General features: G+C 58.0%; 19 protein-coding genes and 4 tRNA genes. 6 read left to right on the top strand and 17 right to left on the bottom strand.

All coding sequences use genetic code 11. The annotated features are described in order from the left end of the window. Window positions 1–87 precede the first annotated feature (87 nt). Both PMI34_RS17950 and PMI34_RS17955 read left to right on the top strand, forming a co-directional pair. Window positions 88–1,218 carry a carbon-nitrogen hydrolase family protein gene (locus PMI34_RS17950; protein ID WP_008048855.1) on the top strand — a complete coding sequence of 377 codons (1,131 nt, stop codon included), beginning with the start codon at window positions 88–90 and terminating at the stop codon, window positions 1,216–1,218. 3 nt (window positions 1,219–1,221) lie between these two features. Beyond that, window positions 1,222–2,262 (top strand): AraC family transcriptional regulator, encoded by a 1,041-nt coding sequence (locus tag PMI34_RS17955; protein WP_008048854.1) that lies wholly within the window; start codon window positions 1,222–1,224, stop codon window positions 2,260–2,262. 344 nt (window positions 2,263–2,606) lie between these two features. Here the strand turns inward: PMI34_RS17955 and PMI34_RS17960 are convergent, their stop codons facing one another. The 11 genes from PMI34_RS17960 to PMI34_RS18005 all read right to left on the bottom strand — a co-directional run bounded on the left by PMI34_RS17960 (window position 2,607) and on the right by PMI34_RS18005 (window position 13,120). After that, entirely contained in the window at window positions 2,607–3,443 is an 837-nt protein-coding gene (locus PMI34_RS17960) for a DUF2242 domain-containing protein (RefSeq protein WP_008048853.1), read from the bottom strand. Window positions 3,444–3,646: 203 nt separating this feature from the next. After that, a complete protein-coding gene (locus PMI34_RS17965) occupies window positions 3,647–5,518 on the bottom strand; it encodes a SurA N-terminal domain-containing protein (RefSeq protein WP_008048850.1) in 1,872 nt (623 codons plus the stop codon). A 233-nt stretch (window positions 5,519–5,751) separates the two neighbouring features. Continuing rightward, window positions 5,752–6,024, bottom strand: a complete 273-nt coding sequence (locus tag PMI34_RS0127200; RefSeq protein WP_002552737.1) for an HU family DNA-binding protein — start codon at window positions 6,022–6,024, stop codon at window positions 5,752–5,754. Between the two features lie 149 nt (window positions 6,025–6,173). After that, a complete protein-coding gene (gene lon, locus PMI34_RS17970) occupies window positions 6,174–8,570 on the bottom strand; it encodes an endopeptidase La (protein WP_008048849.1) in 2,397 nt (798 codons plus the stop codon). 250 nt (window positions 8,571–8,820) lie between these two features. Continuing rightward, window positions 8,821–10,104, bottom strand: a complete 1,284-nt coding sequence (gene clpX, locus PMI34_RS17975; protein ID WP_008048848.1) for an ATP-dependent Clp protease ATP-binding subunit ClpX — start codon at window positions 10,102–10,104, stop codon at window positions 8,821–8,823. A gap of 111 nt (window positions 10,105–10,215) precedes the next feature. After that, window positions 10,216–10,851: an ATP-dependent Clp endopeptidase proteolytic subunit ClpP gene (gene clpP, locus PMI34_RS17980; RefSeq protein ID WP_008048846.1), complete on the bottom strand. Its 636-nt coding sequence runs from the start codon at window positions 10,849–10,851 to the stop codon at window positions 10,216–10,218. A gap of 93 nt (window positions 10,852–10,944) precedes the next feature. Next, complete coding sequence (gene tig / locus PMI34_RS17985) at window positions 10,945–12,255, bottom strand: trigger factor (RefSeq protein WP_032829541.1); 1,311 nt, start codon at window positions 12,253–12,255, stop codon at window positions 10,945–10,947. Window positions 12,256–12,641: 386 nt separating this feature from the next. Next, window positions 12,642–12,717, bottom strand: a tRNA-His gene (locus PMI34_RS17990). A gap of 77 nt (window positions 12,718–12,794) precedes the next feature. Then, window positions 12,795–12,879, bottom strand: a tRNA-Leu gene (locus PMI34_RS17995). 56 nt (window positions 12,880–12,935) lie between these two features. Beyond that, a tRNA-His gene (locus PMI34_RS18000) sits at window positions 12,936–13,011 on the bottom strand. 32 nt (window positions 13,012–13,043) lie between these two features. After that, window positions 13,044–13,120 (bottom strand) — tRNA-Arg (locus PMI34_RS18005). A 274-nt stretch (window positions 13,121–13,394) separates the two neighbouring features. On the opposite strand from PMI34_RS18005, the gene folD reads away from it, so the two are divergent. Then, a complete protein-coding gene (folD, locus tag PMI34_RS18010) occupies window positions 13,395–14,249 on the top strand; it encodes a bifunctional methylenetetrahydrofolate dehydrogenase/methenyltetrahydrofolate cyclohydrolase FolD (RefSeq protein WP_008048844.1) in 855 nt (284 codons plus the stop codon). Window positions 14,250–14,488: 239 nt separating this feature from the next. Beyond that, a complete protein-coding gene (gene pbpG, locus PMI34_RS18015) occupies window positions 14,489–15,427 on the top strand; it encodes a D-alanyl-D-alanine endopeptidase (protein WP_008048843.1) in 939 nt (312 codons plus the stop codon). Window positions 15,428–15,485: 58 nt separating this feature from the next. On the opposite strand, the gene PMI34_RS18020 is transcribed toward pbpG, so the two are convergent. The 3 genes from PMI34_RS18020 to PMI34_RS18030 all read right to left on the bottom strand — a co-directional run bounded on the left by PMI34_RS18020 (window position 15,486) and on the right by PMI34_RS18030 (window position 16,754). Beyond that, window positions 15,486–15,701, bottom strand: a complete 216-nt coding sequence (locus tag PMI34_RS18020; protein WP_008048842.1) for a hypothetical protein — start codon at window positions 15,699–15,701, stop codon at window positions 15,486–15,488. Window positions 15,702–15,718: 17 nt separating this feature from the next. Next, window positions 15,719–15,925, bottom strand: coding sequence for a DUF6021 family protein (locus PMI34_RS18025; protein ID WP_008048841.1), 207 nt, complete (start codon window positions 15,923–15,925; stop codon window positions 15,719–15,721). 94 nt (window positions 15,926–16,019) lie between these two features. After that, window positions 16,020–16,754 (bottom strand): hypothetical protein, encoded by a 735-nt coding sequence (locus PMI34_RS18030; RefSeq protein ID WP_008048840.1) that lies wholly within the window; start codon window positions 16,752–16,754, stop codon window positions 16,020–16,022. A gap of 179 nt (window positions 16,755–16,933) precedes the next feature. On the opposite strand from PMI34_RS18030, the gene PMI34_RS28965 reads away from it, so the two are divergent. After that, a complete protein-coding gene (locus PMI34_RS28965) occupies window positions 16,934–17,101 on the top strand; it encodes a hypothetical protein (RefSeq protein WP_008048839.1) in 168 nt (55 codons plus the stop codon). Between the two features lie 78 nt (window positions 17,102–17,179). On the opposite strand, the gene PMI34_RS18035 is transcribed toward PMI34_RS28965, so the two are convergent. Both PMI34_RS18035 and PMI34_RS18040 read right to left on the bottom strand, forming a co-directional pair. Then, window positions 17,180–17,929: a TerC family protein gene (locus PMI34_RS18035; RefSeq protein ID WP_008048838.1), complete on the bottom strand. Its 750-nt coding sequence runs from the start codon at window positions 17,927–17,929 to the stop codon at window positions 17,180–17,182. A gap of 29 nt (window positions 17,930–17,958) precedes the next feature. Then, complete coding sequence (locus tag PMI34_RS18040; protein ID WP_008048837.1) at window positions 17,959–18,201, bottom strand: hypothetical protein; 243 nt, start codon at window positions 18,199–18,201, stop codon at window positions 17,959–17,961. Between the two features lie 135 nt (window positions 18,202–18,336). On the opposite strand from PMI34_RS18040, the gene nhaR reads away from it, so the two are divergent. Then, on the top strand, window positions 18,337–19,236 hold the full coding sequence (nhaR, locus tag PMI34_RS18045) for a transcriptional activator NhaR (protein WP_008048836.1): 900 nt from the start codon (window positions 18,337–18,339) through the stop codon (window positions 19,234–19,236). On the opposite strand, the gene PMI34_RS18050 is transcribed toward nhaR, so the two are convergent. Beyond that, window positions 19,223–20,383 carry an MFS transporter gene (locus PMI34_RS18050; protein ID WP_008048831.1) on the bottom strand — a complete coding sequence of 387 codons (1,161 nt, stop codon included), beginning with the start codon at window positions 20,381–20,383 and terminating at the stop codon, window positions 19,223–19,225. The genes nhaR and PMI34_RS18050 overlap by 14 nt on opposite strands. Between the last annotated feature and the right edge of the window lie 112 nt (window positions 20,384–20,495).

The following is a 20,495-nucleotide window of genomic DNA, read 5'->3' as shown; positions in this document are numbered from 1 at the left end:
TGCCCAATAAGCCCTTGATTCCCTTTATGCTCGATCCCGCTCCAAATCAAAAGCCACGCCCGGCTCCAGGCTGTAAACTGTTTCCCCATGCGCAAATTTTTGTACCTGACATTTTCCATGGCATTGCTCGCCGCCCTCACGACCTACGCGATGTGGGCCGCAGACCGGCCAGTGGGTCATTACCTTTCGGACCTGCGGATCAGCCTGGCTGTCGACCAGGGCACGCCTGCGGACCGAGGCAATCTGTTGGGCATCCAGCCCGAACTGTTTCCTACCGACTATCAAAGCCCCGAGCGTTTGCACCGCAAGCTCGCGGCCTATCTGCAAGCAGCCCGGGACCAGGGTTTGCTGAACGGCAAGACCGTCGTTGTGCTGCCGGAGCACGTCGGTACCTGGCTGATGGTCAGCGGCGAGAAGGATGAGCTGTATCAGGCCAGCACCCTCAAGGAGGCCATGAACTGGCTGGCGGTGAGCAATCCCCTGAAGTTCGCCAAGGCGTGGATCAACGCCGAGGGCGGCAATCGTCTGGACGATGCCCACCTGCGCATGAAAGCCAAGGCAATGGCCAGGGACTACCAGGCATTGTTCGGAGGGCTGGCCAAAGAATTCCACGTGACACTGGTGGCGGGCTCCATCGTGCTGCCCGAACCGAGCATCATCGACGGCACCTTGAAAATCGGCCGCGGCGCGCTGTACAACAGCAGCGTGGTGTTCAACAGCGATGGCCTGCCGATCGGCCAGCCCCAACGCCAGATACACCCGTTCTTCGCGCAACAAAACGGGATCAAGGCGAATGGCGAACACTCGCTCAATGTCGTTGATACCCCCGCGGGAAGGCTGGGCGTATTGATCGGCCACGACAGCTGGTACCCGGACAACTACCTCAAGCTCAACGACCAGAGCGTACAGTTGGTTGCGGTACCGGCCTTTGTTGCCGGCCGTGGCACCTGGGATCAACCGTGGCGCGGCTACAGGGGTTCTTCGGCACCGGCGTCGGTCAACTTGAAGCCTGGAGAAGTCAGTGAAGGCCAGGCCTGGCAGCACCTGACCCTCACGACCCGGATGCCGGCCAGTCAGGCCGTCGCTGGCATGAGTGTGTTCCTGCGGGGACAGTTCTGGGACCAGGGCAGCGCCGGGCATAGCTTCCTCAGCAGCAACGGCCAGCACTTTGCCGATGGCAACGCCCAGGGTGCGCGCTTGCTGAACCTCTGGTTGTAAGCCATGAATCCACAGCCGATGCGCCTTGGCGATCTGTCGGTGGGCTTTGTTCATAGCCTGGCCGATGCCGTGCGCAGTCATGGCGTCGACCCGCAGCCACTGCTCGATCAATACGGTCTCGATGCCGCGCGCCTGAGCGAAGCCGGTGCCCGGTTATCGATACCGCGCTACATGCGCCTGGGCCACAGCGCCATTCAACTGACCGACAACCCGGCCCTTGGCTTGCGCATGGGTCAGCTCAGTCGCCTGAGCCAGGCAGGCCTCGCAGGGGTCACCGCCGCCCAGGCGCCGACCGTACGAGAAGCCGCGCGCTGCCTGATTCGATTCGAAGCCTTGTACGGCTCCAATTATCGGGGTCAATCAAGTTTTCACGAAGACGCCCAGGGCGCCTGGCTGCGCTTCTATTCGATCAGCCCCTACAACGCCTATAACCGCTTTGTGGTGGATTCGATCATCGCCGGATGGTTGCAGCAATTATCCAGTGTCAGCCCTGCCCCGCTGCACGCCGAACGCATCGAGATCGAATTCGAGGAGCCCGGTTACCGTGCGGCCTATGACGTGTTGGGTGATTGTCCGATTCAGTTTGGCGGCGAGCGCAATCAACTGCGCTTGAGCCTGACAAGTCTCGCCCAGCGCAACCCCGAGCATTGCCCGAGTACCTGGCGGCATTTGCTGCAACTGTGCGAGCGGGAACTGGAACAACTCACACGCACCCGTAGCCTGCGTGAACGCATCATCGCGCTGCTGGGACCCTTGCTCAATGGCGGCCGAGAGCCCGACCTGCAGGAGGTGGCGGCACGCCTGAAGCTCCCCACCTGGACCTTGCGTCGCAAGCTCGCCGATGAGGGCACACAATTTCGTGCGATTCTCAACGACACACGTCGCGACCTGGCCATGACTTACATACGCGACACCGAACTGGCGTTCGGAGAGATCGCCTACCTGCTGGGTTTTGCCTCAGCAGAAGCGTTTCAACGGGCATTCAAACGCTGGAACGGGCAGACACCCGGCGAATTTCGCCGCAGCCATCGCCAATCCACCTGATGCCTACAACTCGGTAGCGTCTTCCGCCGGCTCCAGTGGATCCAGTTCAAATGCCTGGTACTCGAGCAGCTCTTCTTGATAATCGTCCATTTTTGAATCCCCCAACCATACTGAAAAAACGTCTGAATTAATGACCAGTTCCCTGAGCATAAAGTGCCCGCGTGAAAGAAAAATGACGCGGACACGACACTCTGTCGCTACTGAATAAAACGTAGCATCTGGTCAGGAATTTATCATTGGTTTTTTTAGCGCAAGGCCGCAGAACAGCGGACCTTGTTGATGAGGGTCAATCTTTTGGCTGGCCACGGGACCGGGTCATCCGACCCGATCCCGTGACGTCTCCATCACTGGCCGGAGGCAGGCATCGCCGGGATGGGTTCGCTCGGCGGTGGCAAGTCACTCGGGTTCGACGGTGGCGTGACGACTTCCTGGAGCGATGCAGGCTCTACACGCTCGGTCGGCGTGATCGGCGCCGTTTCAGGAGGCGGTGCAACAGGCTCGGAGGCCGCTGGAACCGCTTCAACGGGTGCAGGTGCAGGTGCAGCAGGCTCTACAGTGGGAGTCGCTGCCGGGGCAGGTGCCAGCGGTGCCTTGGCTTCAGGCATGCCCAGATCCGTTTTCGGCTTTTCGGGGATGTGCGCAGCCTTTTTCGCTTCCGGCGGCAGGAACAACTCGACCAGCGCAAAGAAACGTTCGTAGAACTTGGCAGACGATACGGTTTCGCTGGCGACCTTGACCATCGAGTCATCGGAGGAGCCGATCGGCATCGACACCGAGCCCAACACACCCACACCGAGACTGGCGGAGTTGTTGGTCTTCTTCAACGCATAACGATCCTGCAGGGCATTGGCGAATACGGTCGCGTGGTGCCCTTCGCTACCGTCATCGGCGCAGACCACACTGAAGCTGATCTCCATGTGATTCTCGCCGGTCTGCTGGAAGCTCTTGTGACCGCTGACCAGCTTGGGATCGTTGCTGGTGATGATGTAACCCTGGCTGAGCAAGGCGCGACGGGCGGCTTCACAGCTCTGGGTATCGGTGACCGGATAGTTTCGGGAAAAGGTACCGGAGTCGTCGAAATTCTCATGCTCATAGATCGCGGCCTTGTTCGATGAACAACCAGCCGCAGTGGCAAGCACGGCTGCCAGCCCGACAACCCGCATGGGAAGTGATTTAAACATTGAACATCCTGAGGAAAACGGTTCGGGGCGTATTGTGCAACAGATCGATGCTTAGCGGAGCATCGATCGTGTCTTAAAACGGTTACAGGCTGATTGACCCCGGTTTTGCCCAAAAGTCACCGCGGCAATTGACGTACGGCCAAACAAAAAGACCCCGGCCTTTCGGCCGGGGTCTTCCGTGCAGCGCTAAACCTGATCAGACATCAGTAACGCTTGATCTCCGCCTGGCTTTCCAGTTGCTTGCGATAAGCCGCGAAGTCTTGCTGCCCGATGCGGGAAGCGAGGTAGCGACGATACTGTGCTTTCTCCTCTTCAGTCGGCGCCGCGGCTTCGTTCACGCCATTGAGGCGCACGATCATCAGGCTGCCATCAGCCAGCGTCACGCTGGTGAAGGTCGGCTTGTCCTTGGCCGCAGGCTTCGCCATGCGGAACAGCGCTTGCAGTACCGCTGGATCGACACCTTCCTGAGCGCGAGTCGCCGCTTCGGTGACTTTCCATGTCTGGCCGTCGATCGCCTGATCCAGCGGGGTCTTGCCTTCGCGAAGGCTGGCAATCAGGGCGTCAGCCTTGGTCTTGGCATCGGCGCTGGCGTGCTCCTTGGTCAATTGCACACGGATCGCGGCAGAAACGCTTTCCAGCGGCAATTGCGAAGGCTTCAGGTGCTCCTTGGCACGCAACACGACTACGGTTTCCGGATCGAGCTCGATGGCGGTGCTGTTCGCGCCCTCATCCAGGACTTCCGGACTGAACGCAGCCGTGATCACGGCACGGTTGGCGGCAATACCCTCACCGCCTTCACGGCCGAACGGCTTGGACGTGTGGACGGTCAGTTTCAGGTCCTGCGCCGGCTGAGCCAGATCGGAGGCTTCGAACGAGGCATCCTCCAGCTGCTTGCTCGCCTCGACGAAACGCTGCTCGACCTGCTGAATTTTCAGACCATGGGTCAGCTTGTCTTTCAGGCTGGCGAATGTCGGCACTTCAGGCGCTTCCACGCCCAACAGCTTGATCAGGTGGTACCCGAAATCGGTGCGAACCGGACCCGAGACTTGATCCTTGGCCAACGAATACAGGGCTTTTTCGAACGCGGGGTCGTAGACGCCAGGGCCGGCATAACCCAGGTCACCGCCGTTGTTCGCTGAACCAGGGTCCTGGGAAAATTCCTTGGCCAGCGCCTCGAATTTCTCGCCCTTGGCCAGACGGGCCTGGATTTCTTCGATCTTCGCCTTGGCTTGCGCCTCGGTGGTCTTGTCGTTCACTTCAATCAGAATGTGCGCCGCCTGGCGTTGCTCGGACAGGTTCGCGATTTCTTTCTGATAGGCCGCCTGCAGGTCTTCGTCATTGACGCTGACCTGATCGAAGAAGGAAGCCTTCTTCAGCTCGAGGTAATCGATGACCACCTGATCCGGCGTCATGAATTCCTTGGCGTGGTCGTCGTAGTAAGCCTTGACCTCATCGTCGGTCAGCTTCACCGCTGCCGGGTCGGTCTTGATGTTCAGGGAGGCAAAATCGCGGGTCTGTTTTTCCAGACGGGCAAACGCCAGAACCTGTGCATCGGTCACGAAACCGCTACCGGCCAGACCGGCACGCAGTTGCCCGATCAGCATTTCCTGAGCCATCAGCTGGCGGAATTGCATGCGGGAGTAGCCGAGTTGGCGAATCACCTGGTCGAAACGCTCGGAGCTGAACTTGCCATCCACCTGAAAATCAGGCGTTTGCAGGATGACCTGATCCAGAGCCGCTTCGGAAAAAGCGAATTTCGAACTTTCTGCGCCTTGCAGCAGCAGCTTGCGATCGATCAGGCCTTTGAGAGCCGATTCGCGCAGCATTTTTTCATCCAGCAAGGAAGCATCGAAATCCTTGCCCAGCTGTTGCATGAGCTGGCGGCGTTGCATATCCATCGCCTGGCTCAGCTCGTTCTGGCTGATTTCTTCACCATTGACCTTCGCCGCTTCATTCTTGCTCGTCGTGGCCTGAAAAATGGCGTCGAAACCGGTCAAGGCCATCAGTGCAACGATGACCCCGATAATAGTCTTGGCAATCCAGCCTTGTGAATTGTCCCTGATATTCTGCAGCATGCGTCCCCCAGAAACGGTTGAACTTCAAAATTAGGCAACCGTGGAGCGTGGGTAGAGTCCGGATAGAAGAAAGGCGCATCCGAGGATGCGCCTTCTCGTAACTGGCGGAGCGGATCGAGGGCTCGAACTGGCGGCCCTCGGTGTCTTGAACCGGCGACCTGCTGTCAGGACTGCCGCTCCGCTGCCAAGTCAGGCATGACCCCGACCCGGATGGGTAAAAACCTGAATCGAACTTAGTTGACAGCTTCTTTCAGTGCTTTACCAGCTTTGAAACCTGGTTTTTTGGCTGCTGCGATTTCCAGCGTCTTACCGGTCTGTGGGTTACGACCAATGCGAGCCGGACGATCAGTTACGGAGAAGGTACCGAAACCAACCAGAACAACAGAGTCGCCAGCCTTGAGAGCGCCAGTGACGGATTCGATTACAGCGTCCAGCGCACGGCCAGCAGCAGCTTTCGGGATATCAGCGGATGCAGCGATAGCATCAATCAGTTCCGACTTGTTCACTCTAAGTCCCCTTATATCTATTTGAGTATGATTCTAAGTTTTTTTGGTGAAAGCAAAAACGAGTGCTGAATGGCCTACAGACACTTAAGAGCCGCTTTATAACAAGGGCTCTAAAAAGCTGTCAAGAAAGCCCCCCAGGCAAATACGTACTAATGCGTGCTAATTCTTTCCTTAGAATCTGCGTCACGTTTCTCATCCTTCGCGACTATCTCCGGAGCCACGTCCGGCAAGGGCTCCGGCGCGTATTGCAACGCAATTTGCAGGACCTCGTCAATCCATTTAACCGGTTTAATCTGTAGATCCTGCTTGATATTGTCCGGAATCTCTTTGAGATCGCGCACATTCTCTTCAGGAATGATCACGGTCTTGATTCCGCCCCGATGGGCAGCCAGCAGCTTTTCTTTCAAGCCACCAATGGCCAGGACCTGACCACGCAGCGTGATTTCGCCGGTCATGGCGACATCCGCGCGTACCGGAATGCCGGTCAATGCCGATACCAGGGCCGTGCACATGCCCACGCCGGCGCTAGGGCCGTCCTTGGGAGTCGCCCCTTCCGGCATATGGATGTGCGTGTCACGCTTCTCATGGAAGTCCAGAGGGATCCCCAGGCTCTTCGCCCGACTGCGGACAACGGTCAAGGCCGCGGTGATCGATTCGACCATCACGTCACCCAGGGAACCGGTCTTGATCAACTGGCCCTTGCCCGGTACGACGGCCGCTTCGATGGTCAGCAGTTCGCCGCCCACTTGAGTCCACGCCAGGCCGGTCACCTGACCGATCTGATCCTGCTGCTCGGCCAGGCCGTAGCGGAATTTGCGCACGCCCAGGAAGTGCTCCAGCATGTCTGCGGTGACCTTCACCGAGAAGCGTTTTTCCAGCGCATGCTCCTTGACGGCCTTGCGGCAGACCTTGGCAATCTGGCGCTCCAGCCCACGCACACCGGCTTCACGGGTGTAGTAGCGGATGATGTCGCGGATCGCCTCTGCGTCAAACTCCAGCTCGCCTTTCTTCAGGCCGTTGGCAGTGATCTGCTTCGGCGAAAGGTATTTGACGGCAATGTTGATCTTCTCGTCTTCGGTGTAGCCCGGCAGACGGATCACCTCCATCCGGTCCAGCAACGCCGGCGGGATGTTCATCGAGTTCGAGGTGCACAGGAACATCACATCGGACAGGTCGTAATCGACTTCCAGATAGTGATCGTTGAAGTTGTGGTTCTGCTCGGGATCGAGCACTTCCAGCAACGCCGATGCCGGATCGCCACGCATGTCGCTGCCCATCTTGTCGATTTCGTCGAGCAGGAACAGCGGGTTGCGGACACCCACTTTTGTCATCTTTTGAATCAATCTTCCTGGCATCGAACCGATGTAAGTACGGCGATGGCCACGAATTTCCGCCTCGTCACGCACACCGCCCAGGGCCATGCGCACGAATTTGCGGTTGGTGGCGTGAGCAATCGACTCCGCCAGGGACGTTTTACCCACCCCCGGAGGACCGACCAGGCACAACACCGGACCACGAATCTTCTTCACGCGCTTTTGCACGGCGAGGTATTCGAGGATGCGTTCCTTGACCTCTTCCAGGCCGTAGTGGTCGGCGTCCAGAATGTCTTCTGCACGCGCCAGGTCCAGGCGCACCTTGCTCTGAGCCTTCCACGGCACTTGAACCAGCCAGTCGATGTACGAGCGCACCACGGTCGCTTCCGCGGACATCGGCGACATCTGCTTGAGCTTGTTCAGTTCGGCCGTCGCCTTGGCCAGCGCGTCTTTCGGCAGACCGGCGGCATCGATACGTTTTTTCAGCTCTTCGACTTCGTTGTGACCTTCGTCGCTGTCGCCGAGCTCTTTCTGAATGGCCTTCATCTGCTCATTCAGGTAGTACTCGCGCTGACTGCGCTCCATTTGTTTTTTGACGCGACCGCGAATCCGTTTTTCGACTTGCAGCAGATCGATCTCGGCATCCAGCAACGCCAGGACGTGCTCGACCCGGGCCGACAAATCGATGATTTCGAGGATTTCCTGCTTCTGTTCGATTTTCAGCGCCATGTGCGCGGCCATGGTGTCCACCAGGCGGCCTGGCTCATCGATGCTGTTGAGCGACGACAGGACTTCAGCCGGGACTTTCTTGCCCAACTGCACATATTGCTCGAACTGGGACAGCAGGCTGCGAACGAACACTTCCGACTCGCGCTCTGGCGCTTCAACTTCGTCGATCAGGGAGACTTCGGCGCGGCAGTGGCCGTCCACTTCGCTGAAGCGCTCAACGGCGCCCCGCTGCTCGCCTTCGACCAGAACCTTGACCGTTCCGTCAGGCAGTTTCAGCAGCTGCAGAACAGTGGCAATCGTACCCACGCGGTACAGAGCCTCTTCACCGGGGTCGTCGTCAGCCGGGTTTCTCTGGGCCAGCAGAAGAATCTGCTTGTCACCCGTCATCGCAGCCTCGAGGGCTTCGATGGATTTCTCGCGCCCCACGAACAGCGGGATAACCATGTGCGGATAAACCACGACATCACGCAATGGCAGGAGAGGCAATTCGATGGTTGTCTTCATGATTTCGCCTCTACGGCGGCCGTAAGGCCGTAAACAGATGGAAGTAAGCTTGAAACCAAGATGGGGGCTGCCTTGGAAAAAAACAAGCGGATAAAAGAACCACTTGAAAGATTGCAGCTTACGAAAGCTGCCGGGATGGGCCGGATACGTCTTCAAAAACCGTCATCGCTGGCAAGCCAACGCCTGCCGGTCAGGCCCCAAAATAGCAAAGGGGCCCGAAGGCCCCTTCTTTGTACCGGCTGCGTGACGCTTAAGCGTCTGGCGCGGCCTTGGCGGTCGGCTCACTGTTCTCGTAGATATACAGTGGCTTGGACTTGCCTTCTATCACGCTTTCATCGATCACTACTTTGCTCACCTCCGATTGCGAGGGGATTTCATACATAGTGTCGAGCAATACACCTTCGAGAATCGAACGCAGGCCACGGGCACCGGTTTTACGCTCCAGGGCACGCTTGGCGACCGATTTCAGAGCGTCGGTCCGGAATTCCAGATCCACGCCTTCCATCTCGAACAGCTTGGCATACTGCTTGGTCAGAGCATTTTTCGGCTCGGTGAGGATCTGCATCAACGCAGCCTCGTCGAGCTCGTCCAGCGTGGCAAGTACCGGCAGACGACCGACGAACTCCGGGATCAGACCGAACTTGACCAGATCGTCAGGCTCGACTTCACGCAGGGACTCACCGACTTTCTTGCCTTCTTCCTTGCTGCGCACTTCCGCATTGAAACCGATGCCACCCTTGGTGGAACGGTTTTGAATGACCTTCTCAAGACCAGAGAACGCGCCACCGCAGATGAACAGGATGTTACGGGTGTCGACCTGCAGGAATTCCTGCTGCGGATGCTTGCGACCACCTTGTGGCGGAACGGAAGCGACCGTGCCTTCGATCAACTTGAGCAGGGCCTGCTGCACGCCTTCACCGGAAACGTCCCGGGTGATCGACGGGTTGTCAGACTTGCGCGAAATCTTGTCGATCTCATCGATGTAGACGATGCCCATCTGGGCTTTTTCCACGTCGTAATCGCACTTCTGCAACAGCTTCTGAATGATGTTCTCGACATCTTCACCCACGTAACCCGCCTCGGTGAGGGTGGTTGCGTCGGCGATGGTGAACGGAACGTTCAGCAAACGGGCCAGTGTTTCGGCAAGCAGGGTCTTACCCGAGCCTGTCGGGCCGATCAGCAGGATGTTGCTCTTGCCGAGTTCGACGTCGTCATTCTTTTTGTCACGCTGATTCAGGCGCTTGTAGTGGTTGTACACCGCTACGGCCAGAACCTTTTTCGCACGCTCCTGACCAATCACATACTGATCAAGGATGCCGCTGATTTCTTTAGGCGAAGGCAATTTATGCGCGCTGCTTTCGGCCTGTGCTTCCTGCACCTCCTCGCGGATGATGTCGTTGCACAGGTCGACGCACTCGTCGCAGATAAAGACCGAGGGGCCGGCAATCAATTTGCGTACTTCATGCTGGCTTTTGCCACAGAAGGAGCAATAGAGCAGCTTGCCGTTGTCCTCGCCGTTGCGGGTGTCAGTCATTCGTTCGATCCAAATCCGATAGGCTTGCAACACAAGATGAAGGCTATTGCGGGCTTTTTCAAGCCCGCAGGTGTCGGACCCGCCGACCAACCTTATTTTGAGCTGCTTATTTTAAGCAGGACGCTGGCTGATCACTTCATCGATCAACCCGTACTCACGCGCGGCTTCCGCACTCATGAAATTGTCGCGATTGGTATCGCGCTCGATTTCTTCGAGAGTGCGCCCGCTATGCTGGGCCATCAGCGTGTTGAGACGCTCACGAATGAAGAGGATTTCCTTGGCATGGATTTCGATATCCGACGCCTGGCCCTGGAAACCACCCAGTGGCTGGTGAATCATCACACGCGAGTTCGGCAGGCAGTAACGCTTGCCAGGAGCACCGGCCGTCAGCAGGAACGCACCCATGCTGCACGCCTGACCGATACAGGTGGTCGCCACGTTGGGTTTGATGAACTGCATGGTGTCATAGATCGACATGCCCGCCGTCACCGAACCACCCGGGGAGTTGATATAGAGATGGATGTCCTTGTCCGGGTTTTCCGCTTCAAGGAACAGCAGTTGCGCACAGATCAGGTTGGCCATGTAGTCCTCTACCGGACCAACCAGAAAGATCACCCGCTCCTTGAGGAGACGCGAGTAGATGTCATAGGCGCGCTCGCCACGAGCGGACTGCTCGACAACCATCGGGACCAGGCCGCCTGCGGCCTGGATATCAGAGTTCTGCTGAATATACGAATTACGGAACATGCTCTGCAGTCACTCCCAAATAGTTATGTCTTGAATACGCATAAGCCAGCTCGAAGGCTGGCTTATGGTGTTTGCTTCTTACCGCAAAAGTGATCAGTCGGCTTGTGGTGCTTCTACCGGCTTGACCGCTTCTTCGTAAGAGACCGATTTGTCGGTCACGCTAGCTTTCTGCAGAACAGTATCCACAACTTGCTCTTCCAGCACAACCGAGCGAACTTCGTTCAGTTGCTGGTCGTTCTTGTAGTACCAGGACACAACTTGCTCAGGCTCCTGGTAGGCCGAAGCCATTTCCTGAATCATCTCGCGAACGCGGGTTTCGTCAGGCTTGAGGTCGAATTGCTTGACCACTTCAGCCACGATCAGGCCCAGCACTACACGGCGCTTGGCTTGTTCTTCGAACAGCTCGGCCGGCAGTTGGTCTGGCTTGATGTTGCCGCCGAACTGCTGGACAGCCTGCACGCGCAGACGGTCAACTTCGTTGGACAGCAGAGCCTTTGGCACTTCGATCGGGTTGGTGGCCAGCAGACCGTCCATTACCTGATTCTTGACCTTGGATTTGATCGCCTGACGCAGCTCACGCTCCATGTTCTTGCGAACTTCGGCGCGGAAGCCTTCCAGACCGGTTTCCTTGATGCCGAATTGAGCGAAGAACTCCTCGGTCAGTTCTGGCAGCTTTGGCTCGGAAACGGTGTTGACGGTCACGGTGAACTCGGCGGTTTTGCCAGCCAGGTCCAGGTTCTGATAGTCCTCTGGGAAAGTCAGGTTCAGAACGCGCTCTTCACCGGCTTTTGCGCCAACCAGGCCATCTTCGAAACCAGGGATCATGCGACCGGAACCCAGAACCAGCTGAGTACCCTTGGCGGAACCGCCAGCGAACACTTCACCGTCGACCTTGCCGACGAAATCGATGTTCAGCTGGTCTTCGTTTTGAGCGGCGCGATCGGCCACTTCGAAACGGGTGTTCTGCTTGCGCAGGATGTCCAGCATCTTGTCCAGATCGGCATCAGACACGTCAGCGCTCAGGCGCTCTACGGCGATACCTTCGAAACCGGCAACGGTGAACTCAGGGAACACTTCGAATACGGCTACGTATTCCAGGTCCTTGCCTGCTTCCAGGGATTTTGGCTCGATCGAAGGCTGACCAGCCGGGTTCAGCTTCTGCTCAACCACAGCTTCGTAGAAGGAAGACTGGATCACGTCGCCTACAGCTTCCTGGCGAGCGTCAGCACCGAAACGGCGCTTGATTTCGCTCATTGGCACTTTGCCTGGACGGAAGCCAGCAATCTTGGCCTTTTGGGCGGTCTGCTGCAGACGCTTGTTGACCTGGCTCTCGATGCGCTCAGCCGGCACGGTGACGCTCATGCGGCGCTCAAGAGCAGTAGTATTTTCAACAGAAACTTGCATGGATATTCCTCGTTGCACAGACGTTAGCCGGCCGTTTCCGACCCCAGAATCAAGGGCATGCATTCTAGTGGGTCAAACTCAAGAAGTCACCCTACTGAAAACGGGTAAAAACGCAGCAGGCAATTTATAGGTGCGAATGCACGAATGCACCTCGCCCCGATGGCAAATACAACCAATCACGCCAGGGCTCTGCGCCAACCTTTCCATATATAGAGAAGGCAGCCAATCATCTCCCTGACAGCCGATCTCGCAAGCAAGGCCGGCGGGCAGGACTGCATCATCGAGAAACATAAATACGACGAAACGCCCCGCCCCTGCGACCCGGAACCTGCGGCCGCCGAAACAAAAAAGGCGCCAGACTTTTCAATCTGGCGCCTTTCGAAATATGGGGTGGACGATGGGGATCGAACCCACGACAACGGGAGTCACAATCCCGTGCTCTACCAACTGAGCTACGCCCACCATATTGCCTGTTAAAGAAGCCAAACAACTTCTTTATCAAGCTCCAGCCAGACCAACGGCCTGAGTGAAGCTTTAATTGGTGCGGATGAAGAGACTCGAACTCTTACGCCTCGCGGCGCTGGAACCTAAATCCAGTGTGTCTACCAATTCCACCACATCCGCGGGTGAAGCCTTTAAAGCAAAGGCGCCAGACTGTTAATCTGGCGCCTTTCGAAATATGGGGTGGACGATGGGGATCGAACCCACGACAACGGGAGTCACAATCCCGTGCTCTACCAACTGAGCTACGCCCACCATATCGCGCTACTTGTGCCAAAGCTGCCTAATGGCGCACCCGGCAGGACTCGAACCTGCGACCATCCGCTTAGAAGGCGGATGCTCTATCCAGCTGAGCTACGGGCGCCTTGTTAGCTGTAACCTTGGAGGACTACAAACTAAGTGCTTTCCAGTCTTGCAGAATCGTAATCCCGCTCAACCTTCCTAACCAGTGCTAGGCTGTGCCCGACAAGTGCGACGAATAGTATAGAGCCACCCGAAGGTCGTCAAATCCTTTTTAAAAAAAATTCATTTAATTAAAGGAGTTAGGGGAATTTGCAGACCAAGCGCCTTTGCCCTCACCGCATGACATGCGAGAATGCGTTCTCTTTTTTTCCCCTCTCGATGGTTAATCACGCGCAATGACTGCACAACTTATCGACGGCAAATCGATCGCCGCCAGCCTGCGCCAGCAGATCGCCCAACGTGTCACCGAGCGTCGCCAGCAAGGCCTGCGCACGCCCGGCCTTGCGGTGATCCTGGTCGGCAGCGATCCTGCCTCTCAGGTTTATGTCTCGCACAAGCGTAAAGACTGTGAAGAGGTCGGCTTTCTATCCCAAGCCTATGACCTGCCTTCCGAAACCACTCAAGAAGCGCTGACCGAGCTGATCGATCGCCTGAACGACGATCCTGCAATCGACGGCGTCCTGCTTCAGCTTCCGCTTCCCGAACACCTGGACGCCTCCAGGCTGCTGGAACGCATTCGTCCGGATAAAGACGTCGACGGTTTCCATCCTTATAACGTCGGTCGCCTGGCCCAACGTATCCCGCTGCTGCGCCCATGCACCCCCAAAGGCATCATGACCCTGCTGGAAAGCACCGGTGTCGACCTTTACGGGATGAATGCCGTGGTTGTCGGCGCGTCCAATATCGTTGGCCGCCCGATGGCCATGGAATTGCTGCTGGCCGGTTGCACCGTGACGGTCACCCATCGCTTTACCAAGGACCTGGCCGGCCATGTCGGCCGCGCGGACCTGGTCGTCGTTGCCGCCGGCAAGCCGGGTCTGGTCAAGGGCGAATGGATCAAGGAAGGCGCGATCGTGATCGATGTCGGCATCAACCGTCAGGAAGACGGCAAGCTGGTGGGCGACGTGATATACGAAACCGCCCTGCCCCGCGCCGGCTGGATCACTCCGGTACCAGGCGGCGTAGGCCCGATGACCCGTGCCTGCCTGCTGGAAAACACCCTGTATGCCGCCGAAACCCTGCATAGCTGAGTTTCACCGCGGACGCTGATAGCGTGACGAAGGACCCCGCCCCCCCTGGCGGGGTTTTTTTTGCCTGCAAACAACCTCGACCACCCGACGGAAAATGACTTTTTTTTCATGTTTCTCAGGACTTTCACCCGTTGCTTGAACAACCATCGACAGTTATTCAGCCATACTCCAGAATGTCGCGCTTTTTACGAAATAGCCCGTTACAAAACGGCTTATCAACACCTTACGAGTCTGCCAGCGTGAAAATCCGTCTTTCTATCCTGAGCCTATTTTTTGCAGTTACAGGGACTTTCATCACGCCAATCGCCAGCGCTGGCGAAACCACAGCCGCGCCTCGGGATACCTCGCAACTCAAGCTCGCTTCCGGCAGCTCTTTACTGCTGGATATGCAGACCAACAAAGTCATCTATGCCAGCAATCCGGACGTTGTCGTCCCCATCGCGTCCGTCAGCAAACTGATGACCGGCCTGGTCGTGGTTGAAGCCCGGCAAAACATGGATGAATACATCAACATCAACATCAGCGACACACCGGAAATGAAGGGTGTGTACTCCCGGGTCAAGCTCAAGAGCGAACTGCCGCGCCGGGAAATGCTGCTGATTGCCCTGATGTCATCTGAAAACCGGGCCGCTGCAAGCCTGGCCCACCACTATCCGGGTGGCTACGCCGCGTTCATCGCTGCAATGAACGCCAAGGCCCGGGCCTTGGGCATGACCAATACCCATTTCGTCGAGCCGACAGGTCTCTCGCCGCGCAACGTTTCGACCGCGCGCGATTTGAGCAAACTGTTGATCGCCGCCCACAAGTACCCGCTGCTGACCGAACTGAGTACAACCAAGGAAAAGACCGTTTCGTTTCGCAAACCGAACTACAGCCTGGGCTTTCGCAACACCGACCATTTGGTCCGCAAGCCGGACTGGGACATCCAGCTGACAAAAACCGGTTTCACCAACGAAGCAGGTCACTGCCTGGTGCTGGTGACCCGAATGAGTAACCGCCCGGTGGCCTTGGTGATCCTTGACGCCTATGGCAAGTACACCCATTTTGCCGATGCCACGCGCATGCGTAATTGGGTAGAGAGCGGAAAGAGCGCGGACGTGCCTTCCGTGGCCTTGCAGTACAAGGCAGACAAGAACCTCAAGCAGCGCCAGAGCGGCGTGGTTGAAGCGTCGAAGTAACCTTGCTGCAACCCCATTGAAAAGCCCCGAATATTCGGGGCTTTTTTTCGTCGCAAAGTCAGTCGTTGGGCAGCGGCATCTGGTCGTCATCCGGGATGCCGTCGCCGGCACTTGGATCTCTCCACCCCTTCGGCTTTTCAGTGGGCACCACCGTTGGCCGCGCCAGGGGATCTCTTAAAGGGCTGTCAGGATCCATCACCGGATCGGAGCTTTGCTCGGGGGTTGTGGGGACGGTTTCCGGACGTTTGTCGTCGAAACTGGAATCGGTAGACATACACACCTCCATTGAACCTAAGGCTTCAGGTTGCCCAGTGGATCATAGGGCTTGGCCGGAGCCTTGGAGTTCTCACCCGGCTTCACGTCCCTCGGCGCCTTGGCGGGCCCGATCGGGTCAACCTGAGGATCGGAAAGGTCCGGGGAGTCAGGATCGAAACCCAGTTCATTACCAGACGAATGTTCAGACGAATGCGGACCGACGGGCGTTTTGGAATGAGCCATGGGTGCCTCCTGATCTCGGCCCGAAGCAAAGTTCCGGGCCCTTAAGATCAGAGGCTGGCGATGAGCGATGGTGCCCGGCGGGTGACCAACGGACTTACTGGCTGGCCAGGGCCTTCTTCGCCCTGGCGGCGGCCTGCTCCTGACCGGCCTGCGCCAGATCGTTGGCGGCCTTGAGCCAACGCTGCTGATCGACCTGGGCCGGGACCTGCGTCGGGTTCTGGATCAGCACCGCCCAACCACCGGCATCCTTGAACGCTGACTCGAAGGAACTGAAGCCCATCAGTTCGCGGCGATTCATCCCGGCCCGCAGCAGGACCGTCTGCTTCTGACGGTTGTAGCCGGCCAGAATGGCGTAACGCGGTTCGGCCCACATGGCCGAGCCTTCGGTAAAGCGCACCATCACCGGATAACCGGCGGCGACTTGCGCCAACAAGGCCGCAAGGTTGCTATCGAGGGGATAAACCACCATCCCGTACTCGCGGGCAAGGTTCTGCATGTTCTGTTGCAACCGGGCTTCGCCCCCCGGCAAATGCAAGGGTTTGTCGAGCAACCCCGGGGTAATCACGATGCCCTGCTGGGACAGCATGCTGGCCAGCACCTGCGGCCCGCTTTGATACGCATCGCCCCGGTAGAACCGGCCGCTGAGTTCGACGCGCTCGGGCAAGCGCTTGATCTCGGGCGCAACGCTCCCGGCACAGCCCGCCAGGCTTGCCACGCAACCGGCGATCAGCATGGTCGACAAAATTCGAGAAAATACCCGCACCATCATCTCTCTCTTGTTCAGGTTCAGACGCCAGGCAATCCCATTCCCGGCTTGGTCGTCGATCATAGGTCGCCGCGCCGCTACGGTATAGCTCTAAACGGTAGTGGAGTGAATTCGATAGAGCGAACTGGTTGGTGACAGGCGACTTTCGGTCAATAGCCTGAAATGCAGCAACGGCTAGACTGTTCCCTGAAGAGACGACAGCGAAGCGTGAGTGCCCAAAGAAGGGCAAAGAGGAGGCACAGATGAGCCTGACCATGATCATTGTATTGTTGATTTGCAGTTGGCTGACGGTCGCCGCCGCGATGCTGTGGGGCGTGCTTCGCATTACTCGCCGCCACCATCACCCTGTCCAGCCGGCCCCTGCGCCAGAAGCAGACAAGACACCGAGCCAACACGCCAACGCTCACTGACCACACCTTTATCCGAGACCAACAAAAACGGCCGCCTGCACTCCTTGGAGTTCAGGCGGCCGTTTCCTTCAGCGCAGGTCAAACCTCGGTGGCTACCCGCTTCTGCCTGGACCGGCGGGACATCATGTTCAACACCTCGATCGAAGCCGAGAATGCCATGGCCGCATAGACGTAGCCTTTCGGTACGTGGGCACCGAAGCCTTCGGCAATCAGCGTCATGCCGATCATGATCAGGAAGCCCAGGGCCAGCATCACCACCGTCGGGTTGTCGTTGATGAACTTGGCCAGCGGATCAGCCGCCAGCAACATCACCAGCACCGACACCACCACCGCGATGACCATGATCGGCAAATGCTCGGTCATGCCGACAGCGGTAATGATGCTGTCGATGGAGAACACCATGTCCAGCATCAGGATCTGACCGATCGCGGCAGCGAAGCCCAGGGTCACGGTCGAGGTCGCCGATTTCGGATCTTCCGGGGCAGGGTCCATGCTGTGATGGATCTCGGTGGTCGCCTTCCACAACAGGAACAGGCCACCGGCAATCAGGATCATGTCTTTCCAGGAAAACGCGTGGCCGAGAATCTCGATCACCGGCGCAGTCAACTGCACGATGAACGCGATGGTACTCAGCAAGCCCAGGCGCAGGATCAACGCCATGCCGATACCAATGCGCCGTGCCCGCTGTCGATTGTGCAAGGGCAGCTTGTTGGTCAGGATCGAAATGAAGATCAGGTTGTCGATGCCGAGCACGATCTCCATCACGATCAGGGTGGCAAGGGCGACCCAGGCGGTGGGGCTGGCGGCAAGTTGTAAAAGGTAGTCCATGGGTCAGTCCTGACTCGTTGTAATACGGTTTAGATTTCCTGGGAGGAAGATTCGGTTTTTTCCGATTCTTTTTCCGATGATTCTTTTTTGCTGATCAACCCGCTGGTGGCGTCACTGAGTGCTTGCTCGGCGGCCTTGTGGGTATCGTCAATCGCCTGTTTGGCGCTTTCGGCAGCCTTGCCCATCAATTGTTGCGCGCTTTTCTCGGCCTGGTCGCAACCGGCCAGTACCAGTAAAGACGTAATCAGCAGTGCCGTGGCTTTAAGCTTCATGATGCTTTCCTCGATAGAACGAACGGGACCTAAACGATGGCCCGTTGATAGCGATGCATTCTAGGGAAGCAAACACTTCAGGAAAATTCGTATTTTCAGCGGTTATACTTCGATTTTTACGAACTATAGATCACCATGCTCAACTATCGGCAATTGCATTACTTCTGGGTGGTAGCCAAGACCGGCAGCATCGTGCGCGCCTGCGAGCAGCTCAATCTCACGCCACAAACCATCAGCGGGCAGATCTCATTACTGGAACAGACCTTTGGCATCGAGTTGTTCCGGCGCGTCGGACGGCAACTCGAACTGACCGAAGCCGGCCGCCAGGCCCTGCCCTACGCCGAACAAATGTTCCAGCTCGGTGGCGAACTGGAACTGATGCTGCGGGCACAGCCCAATGAACAGCAGATCCTGTTTCGCGTCGGTGTGGCCGACGTGGTGCCCAAGTCCATCGTCTATCGCCTGATTGCACCGACCATGGAGCTGAGCGAACCGCTGCGTATCACGTGTCGCGAAGACAAGCTTGAACGTTTGTTGGCCGACCTGGCGATCCAGCGCCTGGACCTGGTGATCTCCGACAGCCCGATGCCGTCGCACCTGGACATCAAGGGTTACAGCCAGAAACTCGGTGAGTGCGGGATCAGCTTCTTCGCCACCCCTGAGCTGGCGGCCCGTTACGGACGGGACTTTCCGCGCAATCTGCACGGTGCGCCGCTACTGATTCCCGGGCCGGAAACCGTGGTGCGCAGCCGCTTGCAGCGCTGGTTTGCCGAGCAGCAGGTCCAGCCGCAAATTGTCGGTGAGTTCGACGACAGCGCCCTGATGCAGGCCTTCGGCCAATCCGGCAGCGGGATATTCATCGGCCCGAGCGTGATTGCCGATGAGGTGCAACGCCAATATGGCGTGGAGGTGATTGGTCAGACCGACGCGGTGAGCGAGTCGTTCTATGCCATCTCGGTGGAACGCAAGGTCAAGCACCCCGGCATTGTCGCCATTACCGAAGGTGCCCGACGCGAGCTGTTTACAGCGCTGTAACCTCTTCACGCGGCTTGAAGGTCATCAGGGCGATGGCCAGCAGGATCGACGCCAGAATGAACGCGGCGGCGGCAAAACCAAGGCCTTGCAGGCCGACGCTGTCGATCACCCGACCACCGATCATCGCGCCCAGACCGATACCGAGGTTGGCCCCGGCGATGTTCAGCGACGCGGCGAAGGCCGGCGCTTCGGGCGCAGCTTTCATCAGGCGCACATGGCTGACCAGGAACAACGCCGCCTGGGTCACGCCCCAGATGCCCATCGCCGCCGCCAGACCGAGGGGCGAATGGATGTTCGGCACCAGTGCCACCAGACCGGCGATCATGAATGCGCAGAACATCATCGACGCCATCAGCGGGTGACGATCCACCGCCCGGCCGCCGAGGGAGTTGCCGATCAGCCCGACCGCGCCAAAGCCCATCAAACACCAGCCGACCACGGTGCCGTTGAAACCGGCCAAGCGCTCAAGGATGTCCGCCAGATAGGTGTACGCGGTAAACATGCCGCTGAATACAATCACTGACAGCAGCACGTGACCGAGCATCAGCGGGCTGCGCAGGATCTTGAACTGCGAACGAAAGCTCACCTGATGCTGGTGCAGGTTGGTCCTGGGCAGATAGATAAACAGCAGCAGCGCCTTGGCAAAGGCGATGACCGCCAGAATCGCGAAGGCACTGCGCCAGCCGAACGCATCGGAAATCAGCGTACCCACGGGAATACCGAACACCGTGGCACAGACGATGCCGAAGCCGATCTTGGCGATGGCGCGACCGGCGTAATCCGGCCCGACGATGTCCACCGCCGTTTCGCTGGCCAAGGCCCAGAACACCGGCAGCCCCAGCGCCGGGATCAAGCGGGCAAACGCCATCACCCAGATATTCGGCGCCAGCGCCGCGAGCGTGTTGGCCAGGCCAAACATGATCAGCACCGAGATGAACAGCTTGCGGCGCTCGAAACGGGCGAAATACGCCGTCAGGAACGGCCCGAACGCGGCCACGGTGAAGGCGAACAGGGTCACCAGCAAACCGGCCTGCGGGATGCTGACCTCCAGGTCCCGGGCGATGGCCGGCAACAGGCCGACGATGATGAATTCCGTGGTCAGCACCGTAAAGCCGGCGGCGGACAACAGAAGAATGGGCAACAGCATGCAAAACTCCAGAAAACGAAAACACCAGCGATAGCCCGAAGGCCCACTGGCAGACATGAAAATGAGGATGGCGAATCTTAACAGAGTGTTTTCGGATGCGGTTGCACGAACC

The sequence above is a fragment of the Pseudomonas sp. GM74 genome, assembly GCF_000282455.1.
Classification (GTDB): domain Bacteria; phylum Pseudomonadota; class Gammaproteobacteria; order Pseudomonadales; family Pseudomonadaceae; genus Aquipseudomonas.
The sequence above is the reverse complement of the archived record's forward strand: the minus strand, read 5'-3'. Positions and strand labels throughout refer to the sequence as shown.